The 12,437-nt window shown below is 45.9% G+C and carries 12 protein-coding genes; 9 read left to right on the top strand and 3 right to left on the bottom strand.

Going from position 1 to position 12,437, the window contains the following annotated elements; all coding sequences use genetic code 11:
- Positions 1-47: 47 nt before the first annotated feature.
- The gene (locus MKX46_RS07105; RefSeq protein ID WP_318627383.1) at positions 48-503 is read left to right on the top strand and encodes a DinB family protein; all 456 of its coding nucleotides are present in this window, start codon (positions 48-50) and stop codon (positions 501-503) included.
- 21 nt (positions 504-524) lie between these two features.
- Positions 525-1,151, top strand: coding sequence for a class I SAM-dependent methyltransferase (locus tag MKX46_RS07100; protein ID WP_340956248.1), 627 nt, complete (start codon positions 525-527; stop codon positions 1,149-1,151).
- Between the two features lie 162 nt (positions 1,152-1,313).
- Here MKX46_RS07100 and MKX46_RS07095 read toward each other — a convergent pair whose 3' ends face one another.
- Together MKX46_RS07095 and MKX46_RS07090 are read right to left on the bottom strand one after the other, a co-directional pair.
- Positions 1,314-2,177, bottom strand: coding sequence for a sulfurtransferase (locus MKX46_RS07095; RefSeq protein ID WP_341039691.1), 864 nt, complete (start codon positions 2,175-2,177; stop codon positions 1,314-1,316).
- A 75-nt stretch (positions 2,178-2,252) separates the two neighbouring features.
- On the bottom strand, positions 2,253-3,197 hold the full coding sequence (locus MKX46_RS07090) for a DMT family transporter (protein ID WP_029515438.1): 945 nt from the start codon (positions 3,195-3,197) through the stop codon (positions 2,253-2,255).
- Positions 3,198-3,436: 239 nt separating this feature from the next.
- On the opposite strand from MKX46_RS07090, the gene MKX46_RS07085 reads away from it, so the two are divergent.
- The 7 genes from MKX46_RS07085 to MKX46_RS07055 all read left to right on the top strand — a co-directional run bounded on the left by MKX46_RS07085 (position 3,437) and on the right by MKX46_RS07055 (position 10,457).
- Positions 3,437-4,345 (top strand): hypothetical protein, encoded by a 909-nt coding sequence (locus tag MKX46_RS07085; RefSeq protein WP_340932750.1) that lies wholly within the window; start codon positions 3,437-3,439, stop codon positions 4,343-4,345.
- 212 nt (positions 4,346-4,557) lie between these two features.
- Entirely contained in the window at positions 4,558-5,271 is a 714-nt protein-coding gene (gene dapD, locus MKX46_RS07080; protein WP_029515436.1) for a 2,3,4,5-tetrahydropyridine-2,6-dicarboxylate N-acetyltransferase, read from the top strand.
- A gap of 181 nt (positions 5,272-5,452) precedes the next feature.
- The gene (locus MKX46_RS07075) at positions 5,453-6,589 is read left to right on the top strand and encodes an N-acetyldiaminopimelate deacetylase (protein WP_209950162.1); all 1,137 of its coding nucleotides are present in this window, start codon (positions 5,453-5,455) and stop codon (positions 6,587-6,589) included.
- Positions 6,590-6,664: 75 nt separating this feature from the next.
- Positions 6,665-7,774 (top strand): ABC transporter ATP-binding protein, encoded by a 1,110-nt coding sequence (locus tag MKX46_RS07070; protein WP_029515434.1) that lies wholly within the window; start codon positions 6,665-6,667, stop codon positions 7,772-7,774.
- Complete coding sequence (locus MKX46_RS07065) at positions 7,764-8,576, top strand: ABC transporter permease (protein WP_341071034.1); 813 nt, start codon at positions 7,764-7,766, stop codon at positions 8,574-8,576. The genes MKX46_RS07070 and MKX46_RS07065 overlap by 11 nt, the downstream gene beginning before the upstream one ends.
- A complete protein-coding gene (locus MKX46_RS07060) occupies positions 8,566-9,387 on the top strand; it encodes an ABC transporter permease (protein WP_322252249.1) in 822 nt (273 codons plus the stop codon). Before MKX46_RS07065 ends, MKX46_RS07060 begins: the two co-directional genes overlap by 11 nt.
- Positions 9,384-10,457 carry an ABC transporter substrate-binding protein gene (locus tag MKX46_RS07055; protein WP_341039689.1) on the top strand — a complete coding sequence of 358 codons (1,074 nt, stop codon included), beginning with the start codon at positions 9,384-9,386 and terminating at the stop codon, positions 10,455-10,457. The genes MKX46_RS07060 and MKX46_RS07055 overlap by 4 nt, the downstream gene beginning before the upstream one ends.
- Positions 10,458-10,969: 512 nt before the next feature.
- On the opposite strand, the gene MKX46_RS07050 is transcribed toward MKX46_RS07055, so the two are convergent.
- On the bottom strand, positions 10,970-12,133 hold the full coding sequence (locus MKX46_RS07050; protein ID WP_341039688.1) for an aminotransferase A: 1,164 nt from the start codon (positions 12,131-12,133) through the stop codon (positions 10,970-10,972).
- Positions 12,134-12,437: the final 304 nt, after the last annotated feature.

Here is a 12,437-nt window from a genome sequence, read left to right as displayed (position 1 = left end):
ATACGTTATTCTAACTAACTCAAATTTGAAAAGAGGAGTCGGAAACCATGAATGAGAGGTCGCGGTTACTAGAGGAGTTCAAGGAATGGATACGTTTTGTTTCTGAGATTCGTGAAATGGATTGGAAAATAAAGATTGCTGAAGATAAATGGTCAGTTCACGATATCGTAAGTCATATATTACTGTGGGATAAATACTTTTATGAAGTAGCCATAAATCCGATATTAAACGATGCGCCTTTGACATTAACACATATGGATTTTGAACAATTTAATCAGGATGCTGTTGAATATGGAAAAACAAAAACGAAAGAAGAATTATTTAAAATGACTATTCAGTACCGTAACATGATATTGGAGAGTATAGAGAGTTTTGAAGACGACAAGTTTACTAAAGAATATGCTGACGGGAAGTTTACTGTAATATCATATTTAAGAGATTTTATCTGGCATGATCAACATCATATCAGACAGATTGATGAGCTTAAAAGAAGAGCTATGTGAGTATATAGGCGGGTGAATCATATGGGGGATTATTGGAACAAAAGATTTACTGAAGAAGGAATGATTTGGGGTTGTGAACCAAGTCAAACTGTAATCCAAGCTATAGATTTGTTCAAAAAAAATAATGTACATGATATTTTGGTTCCTGGTGCTGGATATGGAAGAAATACGAAGGCGTTCTCTTCTTATTTTCAGGTTGATGGAATTGAGATATCTAGTTCAGCTATAAATCTAGCAAAAGAATGGGATTTAAAAACTAATTTTATTCAAGAATCGGTATTAGAGTTTACTACAAGCCAAAGGTATGATGGAATATATTGTTATGATTTATTACATTTATTTTTGTTAGAAGACCGAAAAAAACTGGTACAGAATTGCGTGAAGCATTTGAAGGAATCGGGAGTGATGTATTTTACGTGTTTTTCTGATCGCGATTTTAATAATGGTGTGGGTAGGGAAGTTGAGGAAGGAACATATGAATACAAGAAAGGAAAATATGCTCACTTCTTCACTGAAGAAGATTTAATAGAACATTTTAATGACTTGAATATATTAGAAACAGGTTCCATAAGAGAAACTCTGATATATGCTGAAAAACGACAGAAAGAATATGAATTAAGATATATATTTGTTCAAAATATTGGATAGCTATTATAAGAAGCGAGCAACTTCAACTACATCGTTTTATTGTTTCACTCGGCTCAAGTTGACTTTTTGTGTACTTTTGACCAAAAGCAAACACACTGCCTAAGCCTAGTCGCTTAGGACAGTGTATTTGTCTTTAGAGTCTGTATATCCGCTGAAAACTTTTTATTCCTCCCCGGTCGCCACCGGATTCTCCTCGTAACTGATCCAGTCGCTCCAGCTTCCCGGATATAAACGCACCTTATTAAATCCAGCTTCATTCAGGGCCAGTACATTCGGACAGGCGGATACGCCTGATCCGCAATATACGATGATCTCAGCGTTCTGATCAAGGTCTGAGAAATGCTGTTTCAACTGCTCTGCGCTTTTAAATGTACCCTTTTCGTCTAAGACCTCTTTCCAGAAGAAATTCACTGCACCGGGGATATGCCCCGCTGCTTGATCTATAGGCTCTTCCAGTCCCAGGTAGCGCGGCCGCTCTCTGGAATCGATCAATATAGGTGAAAAACCGATATAGGAGCCAACAGGAACAGAATCTTCGGATATACGTCGTACTTCTTTCATACTTGTGAGCATTTGTGGCTGAATATTTGCCACAAAGGTCGAGGGAATGCGAATCGGCTGGTCTGCCGTAACGGGGAACTTCGCTTCCTTCCAAGCGCTGTAGCCTTCTTCCAGCACATATACCTGCTCATGTCCGAGATAGCGCAGGAGCCACCAGAAGCGGGAAGCCATCATACCGCCTTGGTCATCATAAGCGACGATGCGTGAAGCGGAGTTGATCCCGGCACGACTCAGACGTGCGGCAAGTGTATCCACATCAGGTAATGGATGGCGACCACCATGCTCGCCAAGAGGAGCGGTAAGGTCTTCTTCCAAATCGAAGTGAACCGCCCCAGGAATATGGTCTTCATTAAATTGAGTCCGTCCAGCCCCGGCTTGTCCGAGCAGGGAACGGCAGTCGGCAATGATCATGTCCGGCTCATACAATCGGGCCAGCAGCCAGCGTTTGGATACGATGGATTTCATAGAGAATTCCGCCTTCCTTTTTTTAGAAGTGAATTTAATTTATTGAGTATGGTTTATGAAAATGGGGTAAATAAGTTAAGAGCTGGTCTTCAGGGGGTGCTCAGTGTCGGGCAACTCACTTTGATGGACAACTTTCTTTTTAAAATCCGTTCCGTATCGGATAAAAATCCATACCCCGAACAGGATGAAAAAGCCTGCACCAAATTGTAAAGTAGACAACCTTTCCCCGAGCAGCACCCAAGCTAGCAAGGAAGAAATAACGGGCTCGCCGAGTACCGCCATCGACACCGCAGTTGCGTTAATGTATTTGAGCAGCCAGTTAAATAGGTAATGTCCGAACAGCGTAGGTACAATGGCTAACAGCAGGAACAGTCCCCATTCCCGTGGAGCGTATCCGGTAAAAGGAATGGCATTGACCACATTATACAGCGCAAGTGATGTGGCTGCGATGGCAAAAACCCAAAAATTATACACAAACGCGCTCAAATGCTCGCGCAGATGCTTGCCCATCAGCATATGGATGGACACGGCTACCATACCCAAGAAGGACAGTGCGTCCCCGAGCAGGGCTTGTCCTGAGACATGGAAGTCTCCAGCTCCGATGGCCAGCGAGCCGATAAAAGCCATACCCATCCCGATGAGCATAGCGCGATTCGTGCCCGTCCGGAAAAACAAAAATGAACCGAGCATGACAAGGATCGGCTCCAATGTCATAATAACGGTAGAGCTTGCAACGGTGGTCAGTCGCAGTGAGCCCATCCAGAGCAAGAAATGCAGCCCCAGCGCAATACCGGACCAGAGGATCAGCATCCACTGCTTGCGGGTCAGGCTAAACAGCTCAGTGCGGTACTTCCAGACCAAAGGCAGCATGATCAGATTGGTTAGGTACAAACGGTACATAGCGATGACGGACACCTCGGCTTCAGACCATCTTACGAAGATCGAGGAGAACGAAATAGCGATAATACCTATGATGTACAATAATTCAAAGGAAAACGACGGTTTGTGTGCTTGATTCACGTGGCAGCTCCATCCGTATGGGGGAAAATAAATACGTCTATGTTCCTTCCAAGCGGTATCTCGAAGATTAGGTTAATACAGCCCATTATACCGTACCTAACATTCCCGTGGTATTAGGATTTTGCAAAATCCTGAGAATATAATAAACGGGAGCAGGAGGTAGGATTTTGGATTTTAAGTGAGATGCTGCGTAGAACTTTTGCTGCACAAGCTCGTCTATCATAGTGGAGGTGGATTTTATGAAAAAACAAAACACAATTTCAATCATACTACTGACTGTAGTGGCAGTGCTGGCTCTGTCAGCCTGTGGAACGAAACCGCAAACCAATAACACCGCACCTCAAGGGTCAGACCAACCGCAAACGCAACAGCAGCCGCAAGTTAAACCGGAGACAATCGCTGAGTCGGAGGTTAAAAAAGGCACAGGTGTATACAATGGAGCTGCTGACCCGCATACGGTAGAGATTGAAACCAATGGCGAAGCCCAATCCTTCCAATTGGGGGACGGACTGGACACGGTAATAGCTGGACTTAAGGAAGGCGATACAGTAGCGTTTGAATACACCGAAAAAGCAGTAGAGGGCGAAGCGACGGCGAAGCAACTGACTTTAACGAAAATACAAAAAACAGAGGCTGCAACAGATGGCAATCAAAACGGAAGTGCTGGTCAAGCAGTAGGCGGAGAACGCACAAAGACTCAAACTTTTGATCTCACCCTTGAGGGAAAAAAGGAAAAGCAGACTGCGACATTAGCAAAAGGAGAGGGATATTCGCTGTATGTGTTTGATCCGATGTCCCTGTTTCCTGATCAAAACCGTGTTGCCTTGGCTGTAGATGATAACTATTATGCTGAAATTACGAAGCTACCCTCCGATTTTAATCTGGACGAACTTCAAAAAGAAGGCGAAAAGGATCTAGCTTCCATCGGTAAGGTGCAAAAGCTGGACAAAGCAGCCATACCTGAAGCGTTATCCAGTAGCCGTCTGTTCTTACAAGCGAGCAGTTCGAAGATGACACAGCAATATATAGTTGTAGAAAATAAAACAGGCGGTTTCATCGTGAAAGTGAACATTCCACAAGGTGAACCTGCTGAAGGATTCCAATCCTACATTTATACATCGCTGGAGAGCCTGCAAGCTAATAAATAACCCTACTTTGATGCGGGATGATCGGCGGCTTACAATCATGAATTTAAGGCAGTCATGCCGCTGAAAATGGTTATTTTAAGGGTTAGGTTAGAGCTATAAGGGTCTAATCTATAATTGCGAGACCTGCACTTTTGTGCTATAAAGGATGAGAGAATAAGATCATTCCGGCTTGCGAAGTCGTATGAAGCGATGAAGGAGTTGTTAGATTTACTATGTCCATCGAAATGAATACACAAGAAGTCATCAACGTGATTAAAAACAGCAAGAAAAAGACGCCTGTTAAAGTATATGTAAAAGGAGCTTTGGCTTCCGCATCATTTGGCGAGAATGTTCAAGCTTTTATTTCTGGAGACAGTGGTGTTGTATTTGGTGATTGGGCTGATATCAAGCCGGTACTGGATAGCGCAAACGCTAAAGAAGAAGATTATGTGGTGGAAAATGATCGCCGTAACTCCGCTGTTCCAATGTTGGATCTGAAAGGCATTAATGCACGCATTGAGCCAGGCGCATATATCCGTGATATGGTTGGCATCGGTAACAACGCAGTCATCATGATGGGTGCAGTGATTAACATCGGTGTCACCATTGGTGAAGGCACGATGATTGATATGAATGCTGTGCTGGGCGGTCGTGTTAAAGTAGGCAACATGTGCCACATCGGTGCAGGCGTTGTCCTGGCGGGTGTCATTGAGCCACCGTCCGCACAGCCTGTTATCGTAGAAGACGAAGTATTGATCGGTGCGAACTCGGTTGTACTGGAAGGCGTACGCATTGGTAAAGGTGCAGTTGTTGCAGCCGGAGCGGTTGTAACTGAAGATGTGCCTGAATACTCCGTAGTGGCGGGTACACCTGCACGTGTGATCAAACAGGTCGACGATAAGACCAAATCTAAAACTGAGATTTTGAAAGAACTGCGCGTTCTGTAAGAATGCAGAAGTTTTTTATGTACCAAAGGTGAACGATTCCTTGTCAGAAGCATGATGCACTGACAGCATAACTTAGGGACGAAGCACAACGGACAAGGCTCGGCGGCTGCGCCGGGCTTTTGTCCTTTTGTTCTTTTGCCCGATAAGAGCTGATGAGCTATAAAGAGGAGGCGTGGCAGCAATGAGTACGGTCGACTATCGTTCTTTTGTCCAAATACGAAGAGATTTACACCAAATTCCCGAACCGGGTTTTGAGGAGTACAAAACACAACAATATTTGCTGGATTATTTGGAAACGCTCCCTCAGGAGCGGTTGGACATTCGTACATGGCGTACGGGCGTGTTAGTGTTCATTCATGGATCAGCTCCTGAACGCCGCTATGGATATCGTTGTGATATGGATGGTTTACCGATTGAAGAAGAGACAGGTTACGATTTCCGTTCGACCCATCCCGGCTATATGCATGCTTGTGGACACGATTTACATATGACGATTGGATTGGGAATTGTTACTCACTTTGCAAGCCATCCGATTAAGGATGATCTGGTTGTATTGTTTCAACCGGCTGAGGAAGGGCCGGGCGGAGCCTTGCCTATGCGGGACAGCACAGAGCTGGCAGACTGGATACCCGATGAAATTGTCGCGCTGCATGTTGCACCTGAATATCCTGTCGGTACAATTGCGACTCGCCCGGGCATCCTATTTGCCAATACGTCGGAGCTTTTCATCGACCTGAAGGGTACGGGCGGGCATGCTGCGTATCCACACAAGGCGAATGATATGGTAGTGGCTGCTTGCCAACTGGTGGGACAATTACAAACGGTTGTAGCCCGTAATGTGAATCCACTCGATGCAGCAGTCATTACTGTGGGTAAGGTTAGCGGAGGCACGAAGCAAAATATTATCGCAGAAACCGCCCGGTTGGAGGGTACGATCCGAACGTTGTCTGCCGATACGATGGCGCTGGTTAAATCGCGGATCGAAGCGCTGGTGCGCGGTGTGGAAGCTGGGTTTGAATGCCATGCCGAGATTCATTATGGCTCCAATTATTTGCAAGTGTACAATGAAGCTCAGGTGACCGAGGAATTTATGAACTGGGTCAGTAACCGGCAGGATGTGCAGCTTATTGAATGCGGAGAAGCGATGACCGGAGAAGACTTCGGGTATTTTCTGGAGCGAATTCCCGGTCTGATGTTCTGGCTTGGCGTTGATACGCCTTATGGTTTGCATCATGCGAAGCTGGAGCCTGCGGAAGAAGCGATTGGTGTAGCCATTCGTGTGCTGACAGACTACTTTACATGGAAGTCTCAAGGCTAAATGATGCGCCCTGAATAATTATGTTTAATGAGAAGAATGAAATGGAATGAAGTCGAATTTTTGAAGGAGGGTGTTATGGGAGAGCAAACCATCATCCGATTTGAACGGGTGACCAAGCAATATGACAACGATCCCCCAGTGCTGGCGGACGTCAGCTTTGAAATTGAGCGTGGTAAATTTTATACACTGCTGGGGCCTTCCGGCTGTGGTAAAACGACGATTCTGCGTATGATTGCAGGTTTTGCGGAGCCGACAGAAGGCTCTATTTATTTAAATGGAAAACTCATTAATCGTGTTCCAGCCAATGAGCGGCAGGTCAATACGGTTTTTCAAGATTATGCGCTATTTCCGCATCTGAATGTGTTTGAAAATGTAGCCTTTGGTCTGCGAATCAAAAAGATGAATAAAAAGGACATCCAAGAGAAGGTGACACAGGCGTTGTCCTTTGTCAATCTGGAAGGCTACGGCGAGCGGGAAATTTCTGAGATGTCCGGAGGACAGCGTCAGCGTGTTGCCATCGCACGGGCTATCGTTAATGAGCCTGACGTTCTCTTGTTGGATGAACCGTTGTCTGCATTGGATTTAAAGCTGCGTACTGAAATGCAGTACATTTTGCGCGAAATGCAGCAGCGCCTTGGAATTACCTTTATTTTCGTTACGCATGATCAGGAGGAAGCACTGGCCATGTCGGACGAAATTTTTGTCATGAACAAAGGTAAGATTGAGCAGAGTGGTACGCCTAATGATATTTATGATGAGCCGATCAATCGGTTTGTTGCTGATTTCATCGGCGAATCCAATATTGTCCCAGGACGGATGATTGCGGATTACCAAGTGGAATTTAACGGCCGACAGTTTGAATGTGTCGACGGAGGCTTACGTCCGAACGAGCCCATTGAAATCGTGATCCGACCGGAGGATCTGGAGATTACGAGTGTTGTTGAAGGCAAGCTGCGTGTAAAAGTGGATACCCAATTGTTCCGTGGTGTTCACTATGAAATAAGCTGCTATGATGATTCGGGACAGGAATGGCTCGTGCATTCTACCAAAAAGGCGGAGCTGGGCAGTGAAATCGGTCTGCGATTTGACCCGGAAGCGATCCATGTGATGCGGTTCGGGGAAACAGAGGAAGAATTTGATCGGCGTCTGGAAGCCTATGAAGAGGTGGATCAGCATGTCCGGTAATACAAGAGCAGCGTATCTGCTGCCTTATTATTTATGGATTGTGCTGTTTGTGGCGGCTCCGGTTGTACTTGTGTTTTACTATTCACTATTTGATGTGGATGGTCATCTCACATTCAACAACTATGCTCAGTTTCTGACACCTGTTTATTTGAGCATGACGCTTAGCTCGTTTTGGTATGCATTTCTGATCACTGTATTTTCACTGTTAGTTGCTTACCCGGCAGCCTATTTACTCACACGCACCAAGCATAAGCAACTGTGGCTGTTGCTCATTATTTTGCCGACATGGATTAACCTGTTACTCAAAACGTATGCTTTTATTGGGATTTTCGGAACCTATGGTCCGGTGAATGCGGTGTTAGGTATGGCTGGGTTGGGAGGTCAGCAATTATTATTTACCAGCTCCAGCTTTGTGTTTGTGTCGGTTTATATTTTTGTGCCTTTTATGATTTTGCCCATCTATAACGCGTTGGAAGGGTTAAACCCTTCATTGCTGGACGCAGCCCGTGATTTGGGAGCCTCCAAGTGGACTGCGTTTCGCAGGGTTATTTTTCCGTTAACGCTTGCGGGTGTGCGATCTGGTTGCATGGCTGTGTTTATTCCAGCGTTGTCGCTGTTTATGATTACCCGCCTGATTGCAGGTAACCGTGTGATTACACTGGGGACGGCGATAGAGCAGCATTTTCTGGTTACTCAGGATTGGGGTATGGGCTCTACGGTTGCCGTGTTCCTGATTTTGGCGATGGGGATCATTATGCTGCTCACCTCGGGAACGAAACGGAGGGTGCGGCATGGTAAATAAAAACCGATTCGGAAATATTTATTTGGTGATTGTTTTTCTCGTTTTGTACGCGCCTATTTTGTATTTGATGTACTATTCCTTCAATAGTGGCGGGACGATGCATGAGTTTGAGGGTTTTACACTCCAGTATTACAAAGAGGTGTTTGCAGACACTCGCTTGATCATTATTGTCATTAACACCTTGGTGATTGCTTTGCTGTCATCTGCGTTGGCTACGATTATTGGCATTATGGGTGCGCTGGCTATCCATCAGATGCAGAACCGTCGAGTCAAAAATACGCTGCTGTCGCTCAATAATGTATTGATCGTGAACCCGGACGTCATTATTGGTGCTTCCTTCCTCATTTTGTTCACGATGGTCGGGATTAAGCTGGGTTTCTACTCCGTTTTATTGTCCCATATTGCGTTTAGTGTGCCGATTGCGGTCATTATGATTTTGCCGCGCCTTCAGGAAATGAGTCCATCCCTGGTGGATGCTGCGCGTGATTTGGGTGCCAGCCGGCTGGATGTACTGACCAAGGTGATTTTGCCCTTTATCAAGCCAGGGATTTATGCGGGCTTTTTTATGGCGTTAACGTACTCGCTGGATGATTTTGCGGTGACCTTTTTTGTGACAGGCAGTGGCTATTCGACTTTATCGGTGGAAATATACTCACGTGCCCGTCAAGGGGTTTCCTTGTCCATCAATGCGCTATCTACGCTCATATTCCTGTTTACTGTACTGCTGGTGGTGGGTTACTACTTTATTATGCGCAAAGCGAATCGTAATGATAAAAAGGAGCCTGCGGCAGAAATGGGGGTGCCTAGATGAAGTCACTTGTGCGCGTGTTTCTGTCGATTTTCATCATCTCGTTTGGGCTGATGGGAGTGGCGGCATGGCTGAATTCCAGTCAAGGCTACTCCGGTGGCAACACACTGACGGTGTACAACTGGGGAGACTACATTGACCCTGAGTTGTTGGAACGGTTTCAGAAGGAGACGGGGATTACTGTCATTTATCAGACCTTTGATTCCAATGAGGCGATGCTGACGAAAATCGAGCAGGGAGGAACTTCGTTTGATGTAGCGGTTCCCTCGGAATATGCTTTGGCTAAAATGAAGCAGGAGCACTTGTTGGTCCCGTTGGACCATAGCAAGCTGCCGAATTTGAAGCATGTAGATTCACATTATCTAAACCTTTCGTTTGATCCGAATAACCAATATTCGGTTCCGTATTTTTGGGGTACAGTCGGGATTGTGTTTAACCCGGAGCTGACGAAAGGCATTGATTTTCATAGCTGGGATGGCCTGTGGGACCCGAAGTTACGTAATAACCTGTTGCTGGTTGATGGAGCTAGGGAGATTATGGGCATGTCGCTGAACAGTCTCCACTACTCCTTGAATGATACGAATGAGGCACATTTGCAGCAGGCTTTGACGAAGTTGGAGAAATTAGCGCCCAATGTCAAAGCGGTTGTTGGTGACGAGATTAAAATGCTGCTGGCAAACGAGGAAGCTGCTGCCGGGGTTGTATGGTCCGGTGATGCGTCTGAAATCATGGATGAGAACGATAAGCTCGATTACATCGTGCCGGATGAAGGTTCCAACCTGTGGTTTGATAATATAGTTATTCCAAAAACCGCTACCCATGTGGATGCGGCCCATAAGTTCATCAATTTCATGATGCAGCCCGATGTAGCCGCTCAAAATGCCGAATTTGTAGGATACTCCACGCCAAACAAGGATGCAAAGAAATTGCTGCCTAAAGATATCTCTGGCGACGAGCGTTTTTACCCTCCGTCCGACATTACAGATAAGCTGGAAGTATACAACAATTTGGGCAAACGCATGCTCGCTCATTACAATGAATTGTTCCTTCAATTCAAAATGCATTTAAAGTAGGGGAGTGGCGTGAGGATTCAGGTTTGCGCTTTAGATGTCGCTGCGGAGGCGGATGGTGCTTACCATCGCTGTTAAATTCCGATTTTTATGATTACCGCATAAAGGTGGAAATCGGAATTTAAAGGCGACCGCTTCGCTTGTCCAGTACCATTCCGCCCCCTCCGCTGCACCGTGCTTAAAGCTAGTCACCCATGAATCCCTACGCCGATAGCGCGTGGGAGTAGTGGAAGAATAGGCCTCTGAGCCACCCGTAGGGGTGCCTCAGAGGCCTATTCTGTTTACTCACCGTGTAAAGCGGTGAGTATTCTTTTATCCTGCTGCTCCACACACACGTTAGAGAATTTTGGGACTTTAAGGTGGGCAGTGAGCGAAGCGGGTCATTTGAATCTGGAGAAGCGGCAGCGTTCGCTTTTGTGGCGGGATTCTTACCTATAAATGTTTTATCCAATTCAAGAATCCCCCAGCAACAGCGATCGGAAGATCAAATGGACTGCGTAGCGCCTCTAACCACCTTAACCCCTCACCATTCCTCTAACAAACTTCTCTATTTTATCCAATCCTTGCTCCAGCACATCCTGTCCGTAAGCATAGGACAAGCGAATGTATCCTTCGCCATAGGAGGAAAAGGCATCTCCAGGTACGACAGCCACTCCATGCTCTTCCAGTAGCTTCAAGGTAAAATCCATCGAGCTTAATCCAAAATGGGCGATGGAAGGAAAAAGATAAAAGGCTCCCTCAGGCTTCTCCAGTGGAATTCCCATATCAGTCAGTCTTCCGTGTACATAGTCGCGACGTCGGCGGTACTCCTCGCGCATCGGAAGTGCATCATCCACCCCGACGGTCAGTGCTTCCAGTGCTGCATATTGGCTAATTGAGCTAGCGCAGGTCACGTTGTACTGATGGACTTTGACCATGTGCTGTGTAATTTCAGCGGGTGCAAGTGTAAAACCAATACGCCATCCCGTCATGGAATGTGATTTGGACAGACCGTTAATGACGATGGTGCGCTCACGCATACCTGGTAGAGCTGCAATGGACACGTGGGGTGTATCGTAAATCAGTTCGCTGTATATTTCGTCCGAAATGATAAACAGATCGCGCTCCTTCAGTAAATCGGCGACCGCTTCCAGTTCTTCGCGGCTCATCACTCGTCCGGTTGGATTCGAAGGATATCCGAGAATGACTGCTTTTGTCCGTTCGGTCAGATAAGGCTCCAGCACCTCGGCTGTGAGCTTGAATCCGCTACTGCGGGTATCGGCAAACACAGGAATGCCGCCTGACAAACGGATCAATGGCTCGTACCCTGGGTAGATTGGCACGGGTAGAATGACTTCATCACCGGGTGACAAAATCGTGCGTAAGGTAATATCCAGCGCTTCACTGGCTCCGTTCGTTACGATAACCTCATCCTGTCCACGGTAATTGAGGCCGTATTTACGGGCTACAAACGCTGCTGCGGCTTCTCGTAATTCCAGCAGTCCCGGATTAGGTGTATAAGTGGTCCGGCCTTCATCAATCGCCCGATGGGCAGCTTCCATAATATGCGCAGGGGTAGGGAAATCCGGCTGTCCTATCGTTAAGGAGAGCGTTCCGGGTAATGCGGCAACTTTATTTGCGATTTTGCGTATGCCGCTGATTTGAATATTTTTGACCTGATCGTTAAGCAAATGCTCCATAGCGTGTGTGCCACCTTTTTCTGTATTAGAACAAGTTTACAATAATATGATCTGATTACGCTACGGCAAGAAGAATTCATTTTTACATAATTTAAGTACTAAATTGGCTAATTTGTGGTATCTTAAATATAGGATATGTATGTAAGCGTAATCATGGCTAAATTGGGGAAGGGAACAGCTTCTAAATCCAAGAGTGGATGATCAAGTGGATCAGGATGAAAAAACATCTGAAGCCATTTTGTTGTACAAGCCTATTCTTGGTGTAAAGCAAGCTAAGGGACAAGGTAAGAGTTGTTAGTTTAAT

Origin of the sequence: Paenibacillus sp. FSL P4-0113, from assembly GCF_038009305.1 — a bacterium.
Lineage (GTDB): Bacteria > Bacillota > Bacilli > Paenibacillales > Paenibacillaceae > Paenibacillus > Paenibacillus polymyxa_D.
The sequence above is the reverse complement of the archived record's forward strand: the minus strand, read 5'-3'. Positions and strand labels throughout refer to the sequence as shown.